Raw genomic sequence first — 15,147 nt, forward strand, 5'->3', positions numbered from 1 at the left:
GCACCGTCTGCACACGCTAAGCGCGCGGCGGCGACGGCAAATGCGCGCAAGCGTCACTACACCAAATGGTTCGCCGAACCCTGCACGATCAGCCCCGCATCATTCACCCGCAGATACTCGCAGATCCGCTTGCCCCGCTCGTTCGCGTAAAACACCACGACGCTATCAGGGCTGACGAACAGGTCGATCAGCGCGAAATGCAGCTCCGGCAGCAGGGGGAGCGCCTTGCCCCAATACGCCCGCAACGCGTCCTTGCCGCGCACGGTGCCGCTGGCATCGATCCCCATCGCGGGGATGCGGTCCGAGGTCATCACGGTGTCCTCGGCATAGAGCGTGAGCACGCGCTCGAGATCGCGCGCGTTCCAGGCCTCGACCCAGGTCCGGCCGAGCGCGGCAAGCGTTGATGGCTGATGGTGCTGTGACATGGCGTTCTCCCTGATCGGCCCCTGTTCGCCGGGGCGAGCAAATTAGGTCAATAATACTGACCTATATCCATTTGTCCATGCCCAAAGAAGAATGTGGGCGCGCGCATCGCGCGGTTGCGGGCAGGGGCACGGTCGCGTATTTGCTGGCCATGACAGCAGCACAGAACGACCGCTCCGCGTCGACGCCCTCGGTGGCCTCGGCGCACGACAAGATTCTCATCGTCGACTTCGGCAGCCAGGTGACGCAGCTGATCGCGCGTCGCGTGCGCGAGGACGGCGTCTATTGCGAGATCGTCCCGTTCAACAAGGCCGAAGCGGCCTTCAAGGAGATGAAGCCGAAAGCGGTAATCCTCTCCGGCGGGCCTGAGTCGGTGCATGAAGCCGGCTCGCCCCGCGCCCCGCAATTGATCTTCGCCTCCGGCGTGCCGGTGCTCGGCATCTGCTACGGCCAGATGACCATGGCGGAGCAGCTCGGCGGCACCGTCGAGGGCGGCCATCACCGCGAATTCGGCCGCGCCGATGTCGAAGTCAAGGCGCCGAGCAAGCTGTTCGAGGACGTCTGGTCGCCGGGCGGCAAGAACCAAGTCTGGATGAGCCATGGCGATCGCATCACAAAAATGCCGCCGGGCTTCTCGGTCGCCGGCACCTCGCCGAACGCGCCGTTCGCGATCATCCAGGACGAGACCCGCAAGTACTACGGCCTGATGTTCCACCCCGAAGTGGTGCACACGCCCGATGGCGCAAAACTGATCCGCAATTTCGTGCGCAAGATCGCCGGCCTCTCCGGCGACTGGACCATGCGCGCCTTCCGCGAGGAGGAGATCGCGAAGATCCGCGCCCAGGTCGGCAAGGGCAAGGTGCTCTGCGGCCTCTCCGGCGGCGTCGATTCCGCGGTCGCGGCCGTCTTGATTCACGAAGCCATCGGCGACCAGCTCACCTGCGTGTTCGTCGATCACGGCATGCTGCGCCTCGACGAGGCCAAGACCGTGGTCGACCTGTTCCGCCACCACTACAACATCCCGCTCGTGCACGTGGATGCGTCCAAGCAATTCTTGGGCGAGCTCGAAGGCGTCACCGACCCCGAGACCAAGCGCAAGACCATCGGCCGCCTCTTCATCGAGGTGTTCGAGGCGGAAGCGAAGAAGATCGGCGGCGCCGACTTCCTGGCGCAAGGCACGCTCTATCCCGATGTGATCGAGAGTGTCTCCTTCACCGGCGGCCCCTCGGTGACGATCAAGTCGCACCACAATGTCGGCGGTCTGCCCGAGCGCATGAACATGAAGCTCGTCGAGCCCCTGCGCGAGCTGTTCAAGGACGAGGTGCGCAAGCTCGGTCGCGAGCTCGGCCTGCCCGAAATCTTCGTCGGCCGCCACCCATTCCCGGGCCCCGGCCTCGCCATCCGCTGCCCCGGCGACATCACCCGCGACAAGCTCGACATCCTGCGCAAGGCCGATGCCGTCTACATCGACCAGATCCGCAAGCACGGCCTCTACGACGACATCTGGCAGGCCTTCGCCGTGCTGCTCCCCGTGAAGACCGTCGGCGTGATGGGCGACGGCCGCACGTACGATTATGTGGTTGGCCTCCGCGCCGTCACCTCCACCGACGGCATGACCGCGGACTTCTACCAGTTCGACATGAAATTCCTGGGCGAGACCGCGACACGCATCATCAACGAGGTGAAGGGCGTGAACCGGGTGGTGTACGACGTGACGAGCAAGCCGCCTGGGACGATTGAGTGGGAGTAGGGGGAGGCGAATTTTTCGTGACGTTGTCTCTTAGCAGCACGGGATGACAAGCTATGCCGGATTTCTTTGTTAGCTATACCTCCGCTGACCGTGCTTGGGCGGAGTGGATTGCATTTGTCCTTGAAGAGGCTGGCTTTTCGACCGTCATTCAGGCTTGGGATTTTCGCCCTGGCAGCAACTTTGTCCTTGAGATGCAGAAGGCTAGCGAAGCTGATCGCACGATCATGGTCTTGTCGCCGGACTACCTGAAATCTCAATTTACCTCGCCAGAATGGGCTGCAGCCTTTGCACAGGACTCGCAAGGTATTGATCGAAAGCTACTGCCCATTGTGGTCCGCAAGTGCAATGTGCCAGGTCTGCTGAGAAGTGTGGTCCACATCGATCTGTCAGCGCTTGACGAGGATAGTGCCCGCCAGCAGCTTCTCGATGGGACAAACGCCAAACGTGCGAAGCCGTCGAAGCGACCAAAATTTCCTGGAGCCGAGGCGCCAGCGCTACGCAAGCCGTTTCCTGGTTCAGCCTCCGAGGTGCATCGATCAACTTACATTCCCGATTTGAAGAAGCAATCGACGGACGTCGATCGCAGGCGTTTCAGCCAAGCGGCGTTCGATACAATTCGCGCCTACTTCAGGAATGGATTGAACGAACTCGCTGACCATAGCGACGCGATCGAATGTGACTTTCAATCAAGTTCAATGACAGGATTTTCGGCTGAAGTCTTCCTTCACGGCAAGAGCGCTTGTCGATGCCGCTTGTGGCTTGGGGGTCTAAGTTCACCTGACGGCATCTCCTATGCCGAGGGGCAGGCACATTTTGGAACCAACGCATGTAATGAGATACTCTCGATCTCGGAAGCCGGTGGTGCGCTATATCTCGAGGCTCTCTTCGGAACCTCGACTGCTCAGTTTGCTGAAACCCTGAACCCCAAACGGATGGACGCTGGGCAGGCTGCTGATTATTTGTGGCGACGCTTTGTTAAGCCGCTTGAGCGGTGATGGAAGCGGCCGCTATTGATGCAGCACGAGCTGCGTAGTGTTTGTATCGACTGTATCGGGCATGTATTAGCTTTGACGTTGGAGTTGCTCGTAGCCTTTCATGATTTCTTTGATTTGCTCGTCGCTTAAGTAACCTAGTTCGGGAACTTCTCCGACTGCGCCGAACATCTCGTGTAAGCCGCTTGACCAATCGCTTATCTGGACTCTGCCGTCCTCAGGCGCAAAGTGAGCCCGTATTGCGCCTTCCATCAAATTTAGAAATTCGAAGTAACAGGAGCCTGCGGTAATTCTGGTTAGTCTGCAATTGTCCCAACCATCGACAGCTTTGACGATGTCGTAGCGAAAGTAACCTTGCCCGTCCACGATATGCCGTAGCAGTTTTTTCTTGTAGTCCGCGAATAGCTCCTTTGCTTGCGGAAAGGGCACGGGCACAATGTAAACCTGATTTGAAAAGTCGGTATTGCTGGGCAGCGCGATTCGATTTCCTTCGCGCTGGAGGTTGGGAGCGCTGGCCTTGTTTTTGATGAATAAGGTTATGGTGTCTCGGCTGTGAAGGGAGCCGGGTAAGACAAGATCCACTTGAAGCTTATGGGATACGTTGAAGCCGAACTGAAGGACGTGTCGGAATAGTTCTGCGCGATCCTCGACAGTTGCGATAGTTCCAGGCATTGCTGGAACGACATAGGCGCCTCGAAGTGTCTGGCCCGCCAAATTAGTGAGTGGTTCGATGAGTCGCTTGTCTGTAACATACTTCTTGATCTCATCGCGATTTCCGGATTGCACGAGAGTCGACAATCCTTGATCGATCTTCTCCAACGATTTGCGAACATAGTGGCTCACTGCTCCCTTGAGCATTGCGTCGATGGCGACATCCAGTAAATCCATGAGCTGACATTCCTTCAATGTGCTGCTCTATTCGTTTGGCGTCCTGAAATGACGAAGAGTACTCAGCAAGGGCATTCCAATCAACCCCAGCGTGCGACGGATTGAGCCGAGTCTTTCGGCCTGTGTTGGGTTCATCGATCTGGGCGCGCCGCAGCGAAGGCAGGGACGGCTCTTACCCAGAGCAAGCGTTGGAAGTGCGTCTTCTCCGTGCCAATTTCCGCCGCACCTGCCGCCACCCAGTTCCCCGTCACCCCGCCAACCCCGACCGGATGAAGGGCTTTCCACCGCACTGTCACCGTCCAGAACGGCTCGGTCCGGAGTTTCCCCAGTTGCGCCGGGCCTAGAGCAACATCCGTCAGTTGGTGCCGACCGTGAAGGTCGCGCGCTGCCAACCCGTAGAGCGATCATGCTTTCGCAAACAGCGCCTTCCAATGTCCTGTTCACTGGCCCGAGTTGGTCTTGAGTCCGCTCCCGCAAAGACGGACTTGAGCCGCTTCACATGCATGCTCGCATCGATGCTGAGATAAAGTACCTGCTGTGATTGTGCGCGGTGAATTGCTATCACATCAGCTTGAAATGAGCTGCACACGCCAGAGCGACATGTTGAAATAGTCTCCAACTGGCCAGAAGGCCGATGTGAGCTATGGAGCTGACAAACAGGGATTACGGTGGCAGTGCATCTAACTATCGCTCGCCAAAGAAGGCTTGCGAGTTTAACGCGCCGTCACCGCAATTCGACGTTTTGGGATTTTACTTCTCGGGCCAAATTACACGGCCGTAGATCGATCACTGTTCCTTCCTAAACAAATCCTGGAAGATGAGTTGGCCCCAGATGCAGCCGCGTGCGTGCACCAGCGCGCCGCCTTCGTTGAGCTTTCCCAGCTTGACGGGTGCGAAGCCGAGCTGTTTGGCCAAGGCCGCCACGGGAGCGATCGCGTCGTCGTCGTCGCTGGATAAAAAGACGACCCGGTGGCCGCCCTCGACGACCGGATCGGCGGCCAGGGTGGCCGCAACCAGGTGATTGAAACCTTTCACGAGCTTGGCGCCGGTGAACGCCTTCGCGACGAACGCGGAGGAGGGGAGACCGTCCAGCTCTTCGGGGACTGGAAACGCGTTCATCGCGTCGATGATCGTCTTGCCTTTCCAGCTCGGCAGGGCCTTCGCAACCTCGCGATGCTCGGCGAACGGGACCGCCAGGATGATCGTGTCGGCCTCGAGTGCTTCCCGCAGCGACTTGACGACGACCGTGGGTCCAATCGCCCGAGCCTGCGGCGCCAACGCCTCGGGTGGCCGGCGGCTCGCGACTGTGACCTCGATGTTCTTACGGGCGAAGGCGCGGGCGAGGGCCTGGCCTACCTTGCCGAATCCTATGATTGCGTAGCTCATCATGCGTCTCCGATTTTCAGATGGCCGAGAAGCCGCCGTCGACAGACAACTCCACCCCATTCACGAAGCTCGAATCGTCTGAAGCGAGAAACAGCGCGACCGCCGCAATTTCCTCAGGACGACCCATCTTTCCCCGCGGGATCAGGGCTTCGAACATCCGCTTCGCCTCCTCGGTGAGAACCTGGTCCTGCATCGGTGTGGCGATGGGCCCCGGGCTCAGCACGTTCACCCGGATGTTCCTGCCCTTCAGTTCGTTCAGCCACGTGCGTGCGAATGAGCGCAACGCCGCCTTGCTCGCCGCATACACGCCGTAACCGGGAAAACCTTTCACCGACGCAACCGACCCGGTCATGAAGATTGATCCGCCATCGCCAAACAGCGGCAACGCCTTCTGAACCGTGAACAGCGTGCCGCGCGTATTCAGGCCGAAGGTCGTGTCGAAATGCTGCTCGGTAATCTCGCCCAGCGGGACGGCTTCGCCGGTGCCGGCGCTCGCGTACAGGACGTCGATCTTGCCCTTGTCCCGCTTGACCGTGTCGAACAGGCGGTCGAGGTCGTCGAGATTGGCCGCGTCGCCGCGCACGCCGGTCACGTTCCGGCCAATCAGCCTGACGGCCTCGTCGAGCGCCTCCTGCCTTCGGCCCGTGATGAAGACATAGGCGCCTTCTTCAACGAAGCGCTTGGCGCTCGCCAGCGCCATGCCGCTCGATCCACCCGTGACGACTGCAACCTTACCTTCAAGCTTTCCCACGACTTCTCCTTTGAGACTCTGTCTTTGGCCGTTCGGGGAGGTCCCCGAGAACCTCGACATAGGTCCGCCGGCGACAGGCGTTGAGTGCGGAAGCGCGCACATCGGTGGTGCGGAATCGATCCGGCTGGACGGCTGGCGCCAGCCGCAACGATTGGCGTTCGCAGTTCGGAATTGGGCGGCGCTTGCCGGCATAGGCTGCGATGGCCGCCCGTGCTACCCACATACGAGATGCTGTTCGATGGATTGGACCGGCTTTGGAAGGCGCACCCCGGCGGTGCTGGATTGCACCATGATCGACTGGGATGACGTTCGCTATTTTCTTGCCGTCGCGCGTGGAGGCTCGGTGCGGGCCGCCGCCGAGCGCCTCGGGGTGAACCATTCGACCGTGCTGCGACGCGTCGCCCAACTGGAGGAACGGCTCGGGGCGCTCATGTTCGAGAAGCTGCCGTCCGGCTACCGCCTGACGGCTGCAGGGGAGGAGGTCCTCGAGCTTGCGGACCAGATGGAAGCGTCGTCGCACCAGCTGGAGACGCGCGTCTTCGGCCGCGACCAGGGCGTGCGCGGGCTTCTGCGGGTGACGCTGGCACCGCCGCTGGCGACACACCTGCTCATGCCTGATTTCGCCGATTTCGCGCGTCTGCATCCTGATATCGAGATGGACATCCTGTCGTTCGGCGAGCTGGCAAATCTGACCAACCGGGAGGCCGACGTCGCGATCCGCGTCGTCTACGACCGCAAAACCCTGCCGCCCAATCTTCACGGCCTGAAGGGACCGGAGCTGTTCGGCGGCGTCTACATGTCCAGGGATCGGCTAGCCGCGTGGCGTGCGGGCGCGCCTGATCCCATCCGTTGGATCGTCATCAGCATTCATGGAATTCCGGATTGGGCCAGCGAGGGTGAGGTTCGCACCGCCGAGGTTCCGTTCAGGGTCACAGATGCCGGGGCGCAGATCGTTGCCGTACGGCAAGGGCTCGGGATCACGACGCTGCCGTGCTTCGTCGGAGATGCCGATCCCTTGCTGGTGAGGGTGCCGGGCACCGACCTGCACATGTACGGAACGCTCTGGCTTCTCACACAGGGGGAGACGCGCAAGACGAAGCGCGTGCGGCTCTTCACCGAATTCGTATCCCGCAGGCTCGCCGCATACGCTCCGCTTCTCGCGGGGCTGTCAATATCGGGCGACTGATGCGAAACAGCGCGTAGTATGGATAGAGCGCAGCGAATCCGATCGCGATTGCAAATGGGATGAATGGATGCCACTGCGATCCAGTCATCCCACAAGCGGCGTCAAACCAGTCGGCGTACCGGATTGACGATCTGAAGTCCGGCGAAGTCCTTTTCGTTATCCGTCACCACCACACACTCGTTTGCGTCGGCGACTGCGGCGATGATCATGTCGAGCCCGCTTCGCGGTTTGCCCGTCGTTTTGCCTTGGGCCATCAACTGCGCCCAGATAAGCCCCGCCTTGTCGTCGAAGGATAGAATACGGCCGGCAAAAATGGCCTGCGGTCCTTCTGGCCCGGAGAACCACTTGTCGAGTATGGCGCGCTTCCTGCCGCTCGGCTTCTCCAAAATGCCGCGGCGGATTTCTGCAACGGTCAGCGAGGCGATGAACAAATCCTCGTCGCGCTGCATCGACATCCATGACAGCAGGGATTCCGATGGGCGCGGTTTGACGACGTTACGGATGATGTTGGTGTCGAGGAGATAGCGCATCACAGATCGACCTTGCGCCCTTTCTCGCGGGGCCGCGAAAGATCAAGATCGGCGCCTACGAGCGGTGAGCGACGCAAGGCGGCGAGAATCCCGCCGGGCTTGGGCGGCTCACCCGCGATCGACTTGCTCACGGCGGCACGAAGCTCCGAGGCCTCGGGCGTATCCTCTGACAGGTGTCTGGCGAACGAACGGATAAGATCGCGGTCGGCATCCCGACCGAGCACTTCAAAACGCGCCAAACCGCGCTTGCCGAGCCGGGATCGGTAATTCTGGATGGCACGCTTCTGCGAATTTCCCATGGAATTCCCTGGCAATATTTCCAGTAATATAGCCAGAAATGCCGCCTTCTACAAGCTCGATCGCTCGGGGTTAGATCTCGGAAGCGACCTCCAAACGTCCGCTGCTCAAACTTAGGCTGCTCCCGACGCCAAGGCGCCGGGAGCAGGTTCATCACTTCGCGAGCGCTGCCTTTTCGATGACTTCAGCGACTTCCTTCGCATGGACCACGAGCGAGGCATGGCTGCCGGCGACTTCCGTCACCTGAGCCTTCATTGTTGCGGCAAATCACCACCACATCGTTTGAAATGAGCTGCACACGCCAGAACGACATGTTGAGATATTCTTCAAGCGGCCAGAAGGCCGATGGGAGCTATGGAGACACTATGGCTGACACGGACAGAGCATGGTTGGGACGTGGACCAAAACCACGGCGGCTGCGTGCGCAGACAAATATCCCGCCACCCTCGCATTCCAGGCCGACGGCCTACCGCGGCATGCGCGGACCAGGGCAGGGGCACGGTGTGGTGGGATGCAGGAATCTACCGTCTCATTGAAACTTCTCAATCGGCTCCAAGCCGTTGCACCTACCGAGGTGCCAAGCCCGCGCCGTTTTGAAACGCCAACAGCCCAATGCAGAAAATCGCTGCGCCGATCAGCAGCACCAACGGGACCAGGTATGGCGACGAGATGATTTCGAGCACTGGAAATGCTTTGTCTGAAATGAATCGTCTGTAGGCCACCCATCCGGTTGCGACGAGGGGAGTGAAGGCGACGATGAAGTAGAGAGCTCCCAACACCCAGCCAAAGGCAGTCAGATCCCTGGATCGGGTGACCTCTCCTGCGAAGCCAAGAGCGGCAATCGAAACGAACGCGCTCAACGCGCTGACGAGAAGCTCGGCAGCCAGGACGACAATCGAGAGAGTTCCGTTCATTCTTGGATTCCGTTTGAGATGGGACGTCCTTGAGAAGTCGTCCCTGATTCATCCTGTGCCTAATGGCCTCGTAGCATCTAGGCCAGGGTGGCGCCAGGACAGGCGCGCCCGGCAGCCGCATCAGCCACGGTTGAAGTCCTCGAGGTCGCGGATGAAGCGCTCGAAGTTCGGCGCGAGCTCGTGCATGTTCGGGAAGTCGGCGAGATCATCGCCGCCGTCGGGCGGTTCGTTGTCGTGATCCCAGAAATAGACCCGGCCGTAGGACTTCGGTTCGAGGCTCAGGATGAACAAATTGCCGCCGGGGTCGCGCCCGATCGGGCAGCATCGGACCGGGATGCGATCCATGGACCGCCGCATCTCGTACTGCTGGAGGATGCCGGACGTCGCGGTGCCGTGGACCGACAGGATGCGATCGAGAATCGTCACATCATTTTGGGCTTTGATCCGAACGCCGTCGATCTTGAACTCGCCGCCGTCGCTCTGGGCCAGAAACGCCTTGAAGGGCTCGGGGAGTTTGGCGCCTAGGGCAGTCTCCACGCTGGCGATGTCTTGTACCGAAGCCGGTGGCTTGGTCACTTTCAGCAAAGGAAGGTAGTTCATTCGCACCTCTGGCACGGGCCGGGTCGGCGTCGCCTCCTGCCGCCCCGGTTCGATCTACGCCAAATTTCAGCGCGATGTAAGCTCGCTTTAATCGTCGGAGTACTCTATCATAGATTGTTCGAAGCTCCGGCCGTCATACCAGCAACGAGCGTCAAGAGCGGGCGGTGCGAAACCCATCGCGCTTGCAAAACGAGATTGATGGGTATCGCTGCGCTCTACCCATCCTAAGATCGACTGGCCCTTAACGCCGGTGCGCCGCCCGGAAGGTCATCGCGCAAGCAACCTCCCATTGTCCTCGACCAAACGTGGGGCTGCTCCCGACACCGACGTGCCGGGAGCAGGTTCGTCACTTCGCGAGCGCCGCCTTCTCGATCACCTCGGCGACTTGCTTCGCGTGGACGACGAGCGAGGCATGGCTGCCGGCGACGTCCGTCACCTGAGCCTTCATCCTGGCTGCGAACGACTTCTGGGCCTCGGGCGCGATGACCTTGTCCTTCGTGGTGATGACATCGAACGTCGGCTTGTCATGCCAGGCCGCAATGGTGACGGGGGCCTCGAACGCAGCGAGGCTCAATGGAAGCTGCGATTTGGCCAGGTGCTCGGCGATCTCAGGAGGAAGGTCAGCCGCGACCGCCGACGGAAACACCTTGGGATCGATGTACAGATTGCCCTTCGCATCAGGATGGATCGCGTTGCCGCCTTCGGTCGGTGGCCCGGCTTTGGCCAGCGACGCCAGGGATTCCCCGACGTCGGGCGCGAAGGCGGAGACGTAGACCAGCGCCGAGACCTTGGGATCATTGCCGGCTTGCGTGATCACCACGCCGCCCCAGGAGTGGCCGACCAGAACGGTCTTGCCGTCCTGCTTCGCGAGCGCCTGCTTGGTGGCATCGACATCAGCGGCGAGCGAGGTGAGTGGATTTTCCACGAGCGTGACGTTGTAGCCCTTCTTCGTCAGAATATCGGCAACGGGCTGCCAGCTCGTCTGGTCCACGAAAGCGCCGTGCACGAGCACGATGTTGTGGGCTGCTCCCTTGGGCAGCTCAGCGGAAGAAGCGGAGCCGGCCAAGGTCGTTCCGGCCAGGAGTACGGTGGCGGCTGAGAGAAGGATATTTAGCATTGATTGTTCCTGTTGATATGTCGGACGGAATAAGGTCCGGGGGAATGGACAGGCGTTTCCTGCAAGGTCGCGGTTTCTTCCATCCGCCGTTGGCGAAATGGTTGCCGCACATGACGTCGGCCCGCCGCGACATGACCTAGTTCGCGGGCTCCCGGACAGTAGGGATCAATCGTCCGGATGTTGTGTCCGACCGTCCACCGGACTAGCTTCGGCGGCATGGACATCCTCGCCCAAGTGCTCGATCGCGTTCGTCTCGGAGGGACGCTGCTCTTCCACTTCGAGCTCGGCCATCCCTGGAATCTGGAGCTGCCGGCGCGCCCCTACGCGTTGTTTCACTATCTCAGCCGGGGCTCCGCGACCCTCGCGCTCGAGCAGGGACAGGAAATCCAGATGACCGAGGGCGATTTCGTCGTCATCACACGCGGCGAGCCCCATGTGTTTTATTCGGATCGCCGGGCCAAGCCTTTGCAGATTGTGGACCTCGATCGATCGTCGGCACGTCTTGGCGTCGTTCGTCACGGCGGCCGTGCAAAGCCGCTCTCGACCATGATCTGCGGCAATTTCACCGTGTCGCGGCCCTCGTTCAGCAGCGTGCTGGAAATGCTTCCGCCCGTGCTTCTGTTGAAGCCGACGGCGGACGGTGGCTGGCTCGAAGCCATCCTGCGGCGCATGGTGAGTGAGTCCGCGCTCGAGCGTCCCGGCCAGCGCGTCGCGCTCTCACGCCTGACGGAAGTGCTGTTTGTCGAGGTGCTCCGAAGCTGGATCGCGTCTCTCAGTCCCGGACAAGGCGGCTGGCTCGGCGCCATATCGGACCCGCATATCGGACCGGCGCTCAAGTTGATCCACGATAACCCGGAGCGGCCCTGGACGCTTAACGACCTCGGCCAACGCGTGGGGCTCGGCCGCTCGGTATTTTCAGCGCGCTTCACCAAGCTCGTCGGCCAGTCCATGCATCGTTATGTGATCGAACGCCGGATGGCGGAAGCGGCGTTCCTGCTCGAAACCAGCGATGAGCCCATCGCACGGATCGCGAGCCAGGTCGGTTACGAGACAGCGGCGGCGTTTTCAAAACTGTTTCATCGACATCATGGCATGTCGCCCGGCCGCTACCGGACCGCTCAACGCCTTGATGGAAGCCAAGGACAACCGCACGGTGCGGAAGTGAACGTCTCCGATTGAACGAGCGTCAGTTGCTCGGCCGCGCTTTCATCTCGCTCTCATTGCCGGTGCTCAATTGTCGCACCTTCGGTGTGAAGCATCTCACACGCACGCTCGCGTCAATGCTGCGATAGAGTACCTGTTGTGATTGAACGTGGTGAATTTAGTCGATTTGACACACCCGTCATCACATCAGCCTCAAATGAGCTGCACACGCCAGAACGGCATGTTGAAATAGCCTCCAATCGGCCGCTCGGCCGATGAGAGCTATGGAGACACTATGGCTGACAAACACGAACAGAGCATGGTTGGTACGTGGACCAAATCCACGTCGGCTGCGTGTGCGGACAAGTATCCCGCCACTCTCACGTTCTCGACCGGCACCTACCGCGGCATGCGCGGCGAAGGGCAGGGCATGGTGTGGTGGGACGCGGGAATCTACCGTCTCGAAGATTCCAACACACTCGTCGTCGGGACGGCGACTGATGAACTTGTGACCTATCGCATTTCACTCAAGGCCGACCGATTTGAGTTTACGGATTCAGAGGGCTGTGTCGTGACCTATCGGCGCGCGTAGGACTGCGCACGCCACAGCTGACCGAAATAACGCGGGCGTACCCGCGAACGAGCCCGATGCTCACGTCGATCGCCTCCACCTTTCAACGAGGAGAAGACGACATGTGCAATTGCTCAGAGCATGAAGCGAGTGGCAGCCTTTCCAAGATGACCGCGGCATCGGTCGAGCCCGCGATGAAGCCGCAGGTCCCGCTGTCGCGCCAGATCAGCTTCAGCGACGAGGAGTCCGGCGATCAGCCGGCCTCAACCGATCTGCAGCCGTTTCCGCCGTTCAGGCTCTGCAGGCTCGACTTCCGCGAAGGCTGCTATCAGATCAACTTCAGGCCGACCGCGGGCTTCGTGACCTTCGAAGGCACGCTGCGCGTCGATCGCTCGGCGCCCGACGGCGGGGCGGATCATCTGATCGTCAGCGGCGATCTCTACTCGCGCCGGCCGGTGATCGGTCCGATCCCGCCGGTGGGGCCCGTGCTGCCGGTGGGCGACGCGGACGGAGATGAAGCGGCGGCGGATTCGGGACTGACGAGCCTCGCCGGTTCGCTCAGTGCGCTCGATGAACCCCTGATTCCGTTTCCGATCCGCAGGCCGCGGATCCCCATCTTCCCCCGCGCGCGCTATCATTCCTATCTCAGGGTGACCAGCGTGTCCGCGCCCGTCGCGGTCCCGCTGCCGAAGAAATGCGAGCTGACGATTGTCGCCGAGCAGTTCAATTACACGCAGCCGCCGGCCGGCCAGTTCAAGGGCACGTTCCCGGCTTCGCCGTCGCGCACCGTGACGATGAAGCTTGCAAAGGTGCCGGCGCCGTTTCCGTTCTCCCTGACCGGCGGGCCGTTCTACCAGGGCCGGCTGTTCGAGGGCGGCGTGGACAAGGGCAGCGTCACGCTCGCCTGGGTGTCGAAATTCTTCCGCCGCGCGACGCTGGAGATCGACACGCTGGTCGGAGCCGTCCGGCCCGCGCCGGTGCCTGACGGTGCCGGCGGCACCGAGTTCTTCGACACGGTCTTCGCGAAGACCGGCTGGCAGCTGTCGGTGGTGCAGGACCAGCTCAACGTCCCGGTGCCCGCAGGCGTGGTGGCGACCAATTGCTGGAGCTCTGCGGATCTGCACGCGCTGATGACGACCGTGCGCAATCCCGCGACGAATCTGGACACCGAATGGCACGTGCACATGATCGTGGTGCCTGCAAAACTCGGCTGCTCGCGCGGCATCATGTACGATCAGATCGGCGTTCCCCGCGAAGGCTGTGCCAGTTTCTCCGATGACGGCTATCCCGTCTCGGACTCCTCGAACTTCGGTCTCGCCGCGAACAAGAAGCAGCGCGACGTGCCGCGCGCGTTCCTGCGCAGCGCGACCCACGAGCTGACGCATACGCTGAACCAGATCCACCAGGAGCAGGAGACAGCGGCCGACAACTCGATCATGACCACGACGCCGAGCGTGGCGGACGTGCTCGGCGGTCCCGCGACCGGCGCGCCTGGCGTGTTCCCGGATCAGATCGCGCTCGCGCACAACACCAACGTCCGTCATCACCTCAACCACATGCCGGATCCGGTCATTCGTCCGGGCGGATGGCCGTTCGCAAGCTGGTTCCCGACCGGTGCGCCGCAAGCCGCCGACCGGCACGATTTCGAACCTTCCGAGCTGGCGCTGACGGTGACGGCCACCACCGACCGCGTCGCGCTCGGCCAGCCGCTGGATCTGACCTGGACGATGACGAACACCAGCGGCGTGTCGCTGCGCGCGCCGAACGACGTCAGCACCGAGGCCCTGTTCGCGTCGATCACCGTCACCGACGGCGAGGGGCGCGAACGCCCGGTCAGGCCCTTCGTGATCCTGTGCGAGCACGCGAAGCTGGCCGAGCTCGAGCCCGGCAAGAGCGTCACGGCTTCGGCGAAGGTGTTCTGGAGCACGGCGGGCTTCGCCTTCGAGAAGCCGGGCCGCTACCGCGTCGACGTCGCCGTGTCATGGTCGGCGCAGGGCGTGATGGTGGGCGTGCAGTCGGGGGTCGACGTGTTCGTCGACTATCCGACCAGCGCGAGCGACAACCATTCAGCCAATCTCGTGCTGCATCCCGAGGTCGGCAAATGGGTGGCGCTCGGCGGCGATGCCTATCACCTCGGTGAAGCGTGCCGGCGGTTGCAGGCGCTCAGCCAGACCGCCGCGCCGTCAGGCGCGCGCGCCGCAATGGCTGCGGCCGGCGACGATACGACCGCGCCGCGCGCGATCGACGGTTTTGCGGACATGCTGCCGGATCGCGCCAAGCTCGCCAAGTTGCGTCCCGAGTTGGCTGCAGAAACAGGCAGCCGTACGCCACGCGGACCGGCGCGAGCAGCCGCCCCAGGCCGCAAACGCGCGGCGAAGGCAAAGGGGCGCGCGGGGCGGAAGCGGTAAGCCGTTTCGCTGAAGCCCGGTGAAGACCGTTGGTGTCATGGACGAGCGCACCTGCGACTGTGTCGTCGCAGGTGCGCCGTCACCTCTGCCGACGGCGACGCGAAAGCGCGACTCTTTGGCCACGGGAAAGGAAAACGAAAACGTGGAAAGGGTATCGCTGCAACGAAACGGTGGCGGCCGGCCGCATTGTT

General features: G+C 61.7%; 16 protein-coding genes and 1 pseudogene. 6 read left to right on the forward strand and 11 right to left on the reverse strand.

Annotation, left to right across the window (positions count from 1 at the left end; genetic code table 11):
• Positions 1-56: 56 nt before the first annotated feature.
• Positions 57-425 carry a nuclear transport factor 2 family protein gene (locus OWC48_RS24030; protein ID WP_282522167.1) on the reverse strand — a complete coding sequence of 123 codons (369 nt, stop codon included), beginning with the start codon at positions 423-425 and terminating at the stop codon, positions 57-59.
• A gap of 149 nt (positions 426-574) precedes the next feature.
• Here OWC48_RS24030 and guaA point away from each other — a divergent pair, with 149 nt between their 5' ends.
• Together guaA and OWC48_RS24040 are read left to right on the forward strand one after the other, a co-directional pair.
• A complete protein-coding gene (gene guaA / locus OWC48_RS24035; protein ID WP_282522168.1) occupies positions 575-2,173 on the forward strand; it encodes a glutamine-hydrolyzing GMP synthase in 1,599 nt (532 codons plus the stop codon).
• Between the two features lie 53 nt (positions 2,174-2,226).
• Entirely contained in the window at positions 2,227-3,168 is a 942-nt protein-coding gene (locus OWC48_RS24040; RefSeq protein ID WP_282522169.1) for a toll/interleukin-1 receptor domain-containing protein, read from the forward strand.
• Positions 3,169-3,234: 66 nt separating this feature from the next.
• On the opposite strand, the gene OWC48_RS24045 is transcribed toward OWC48_RS24040, so the two are convergent.
• The 3 genes from OWC48_RS24045 to OWC48_RS24055 form a co-directional block, all read right to left on the reverse strand.
• Complete coding sequence (locus OWC48_RS24045; RefSeq protein WP_282522170.1) at positions 3,235-4,053, reverse strand: hypothetical protein; 819 nt, start codon at positions 4,051-4,053, stop codon at positions 3,235-3,237.
• Positions 4,054-4,839: 786 nt separating this feature from the next.
• A complete protein-coding gene (locus OWC48_RS24050; RefSeq protein ID WP_282522171.1) occupies positions 4,840-5,439 on the reverse strand; it encodes an NADPH-dependent F420 reductase in 600 nt (199 codons plus the stop codon).
• Between the two features lie 16 nt (positions 5,440-5,455).
• Entirely contained in the window at positions 5,456-6,190 is a 735-nt protein-coding gene (locus OWC48_RS24055) for an SDR family oxidoreductase (RefSeq protein WP_282522415.1), read from the reverse strand.
• A gap of 289 nt (positions 6,191-6,479) precedes the next feature.
• On the opposite strand from OWC48_RS24055, the gene OWC48_RS24060 reads away from it, so the two are divergent.
• Positions 6,480-7,376 (forward strand): LysR family transcriptional regulator, encoded by an 897-nt coding sequence (locus tag OWC48_RS24060; RefSeq protein WP_282522416.1) that lies wholly within the window; start codon positions 6,480-6,482, stop codon positions 7,374-7,376.
• A gap of 101 nt (positions 7,377-7,477) precedes the next feature.
• Here OWC48_RS24060 and OWC48_RS24065 read toward each other — a convergent pair whose 3' ends face one another.
• From OWC48_RS24065 to OWC48_RS24095, 7 genes and pseudogenes are all read right to left on the reverse strand, one after another.
• A complete protein-coding gene (locus OWC48_RS24065; protein WP_282522172.1) occupies positions 7,478-7,909 on the reverse strand; it encodes a type II toxin-antitoxin system VapC family toxin in 432 nt (143 codons plus the stop codon).
• Positions 7,906-8,205: a hypothetical protein gene (locus tag OWC48_RS24070; RefSeq protein ID WP_282522173.1), complete on the reverse strand. Its 300-nt coding sequence runs from the start codon at positions 8,203-8,205 to the stop codon at positions 7,906-7,908. The genes OWC48_RS24065 and OWC48_RS24070 overlap by 4 nt, the downstream gene beginning before the upstream one ends.
• A gap of 151 nt (positions 8,206-8,356) precedes the next feature.
• Positions 8,357-8,470 (reverse strand): annotated as a pseudogene (locus OWC48_RS24075) (alpha/beta hydrolase); the annotation flags it as partial.
• A gap of 299 nt (positions 8,471-8,769) precedes the next feature.
• Positions 8,770-9,117 (reverse strand): hypothetical protein, encoded by a 348-nt coding sequence (locus OWC48_RS24080; protein WP_282522174.1) that lies wholly within the window; start codon positions 9,115-9,117, stop codon positions 8,770-8,772.
• A 120-nt stretch (positions 9,118-9,237) separates the two neighbouring features.
• Positions 9,238-9,717 carry an SMI1/KNR4 family protein gene (locus tag OWC48_RS24085; protein WP_282522175.1) on the reverse strand — a complete coding sequence of 160 codons (480 nt, stop codon included), beginning with the start codon at positions 9,715-9,717 and terminating at the stop codon, positions 9,238-9,240.
• A gap of 346 nt (positions 9,718-10,063) precedes the next feature.
• Positions 10,064-10,834 carry an alpha/beta hydrolase gene (locus OWC48_RS24090; protein ID WP_282522176.1) on the reverse strand — a complete coding sequence of 257 codons (771 nt, stop codon included), beginning with the start codon at positions 10,832-10,834 and terminating at the stop codon, positions 10,064-10,066.
• A 165-nt stretch (positions 10,835-10,999) separates the two neighbouring features.
• Positions 11,000-11,125, reverse strand: coding sequence for a hypothetical protein (locus OWC48_RS24095; RefSeq protein ID WP_282522428.1), 126 nt, complete (start codon positions 11,123-11,125; stop codon positions 11,000-11,002).
• Between OWC48_RS24095 and OWC48_RS24100 the strand changes: the two genes are divergently transcribed.
• The 3 genes from OWC48_RS24100 (at position 11,069) to OWC48_RS24110 (ending at position 14,956) form a co-directional block, all read left to right on the forward strand.
• Positions 11,069-12,013 carry an AraC family transcriptional regulator gene (locus OWC48_RS24100; protein WP_282522417.1) on the forward strand — a complete coding sequence of 315 codons (945 nt, stop codon included), beginning with the start codon at positions 11,069-11,071 and terminating at the stop codon, positions 12,011-12,013. The genes OWC48_RS24095 and OWC48_RS24100 overlap by 57 nt on opposite strands.
• Positions 12,014-12,272: 259 nt before the next feature.
• On the forward strand, positions 12,273-12,569 hold the full coding sequence (locus OWC48_RS24105) for a hypothetical protein (protein WP_282522177.1): 297 nt from the start codon (positions 12,273-12,275) through the stop codon (positions 12,567-12,569).
• Between the two features lie 101 nt (positions 12,570-12,670).
• Complete coding sequence (locus tag OWC48_RS24110) at positions 12,671-14,956, forward strand: hypothetical protein (RefSeq protein ID WP_282522178.1); 2,286 nt, start codon at positions 12,671-12,673, stop codon at positions 14,954-14,956.
• Positions 14,957-15,147 lie beyond the last annotated feature (191 nt).

The sequence above is a fragment of the Bradyrhizobium sp. Arg816 genome (genome assembly GCF_029989365.1).
In the GTDB taxonomy this organism is placed as follows: domain Bacteria; phylum Pseudomonadota; class Alphaproteobacteria; order Rhizobiales; family Xanthobacteraceae; genus Bradyrhizobium.

Coding starts and splice junctions, on each gene's coding strand:
- OWC48_RS24045 (WP_282522170.1), bottom strand. CDS start 4,053: ATGGATTTACTGGATGTCGCCATCGACGCAATGCTCAAGGGAGCAGTG.
- OWC48_RS24060 (WP_282522416.1), top strand. CDS start 6,480: ATGATCGACTGGGATGACGTTCGCTATTTTCTTGCCGTCGCGCGTGGA.
- guaA (WP_282522168.1), top strand. CDS start 575: ATGACAGCAGCACAGAACGACCGCTCCGCGTCGACGCCCTCGGTGGCC.
- OWC48_RS24095 (WP_282522428.1), bottom strand. CDS start 11,125: ATGGCCGAGCTCGAAGTGGAAGAGCAGCGTCCCTCCGAGACGAACGCG.
- OWC48_RS24110 (WP_282522178.1), top strand. CDS start 12,671: ATGTGCAATTGCTCAGAGCATGAAGCGAGTGGCAGCCTTTCCAAGATG.
- OWC48_RS24070 (WP_282522173.1), bottom strand. CDS start 8,205: ATGGGAAATTCGCAGAAGCGTGCCATCCAGAATTACCGATCCCGGCTC.
- OWC48_RS24040 (WP_282522169.1), top strand. CDS start 2,227: ATGCCGGATTTCTTTGTTAGCTATACCTCCGCTGACCGTGCTTGGGCG.
- OWC48_RS24080 (WP_282522174.1), bottom strand. CDS start 9,117: ATGAACGGAACTCTCTCGATTGTCGTCCTGGCTGCCGAGCTTCTCGTC.
- OWC48_RS24090 (WP_282522176.1), bottom strand. CDS start 10,834: ATGCTAAATATCCTTCTCTCAGCCGCCACCGTACTCCTGGCCGGAACG.
- OWC48_RS24105 (WP_282522177.1), top strand. CDS start 12,273: ATGGCTGACAAACACGAACAGAGCATGGTTGGTACGTGGACCAAATCC.
- OWC48_RS24030 (WP_282522167.1), bottom strand. CDS start 425: ATGTCACAGCACCATCAGCCATCAACGCTTGCCGCGCTCGGCCGGACC.
- OWC48_RS24085 (WP_282522175.1), bottom strand. CDS start 9,717: ATGAACTACCTTCCTTTGCTGAAAGTGACCAAGCCACCGGCTTCGGTA.
- OWC48_RS24050 (WP_282522171.1), bottom strand. CDS start 5,439: ATGAGCTACGCAATCATAGGATTCGGCAAGGTAGGCCAGGCCCTCGCC.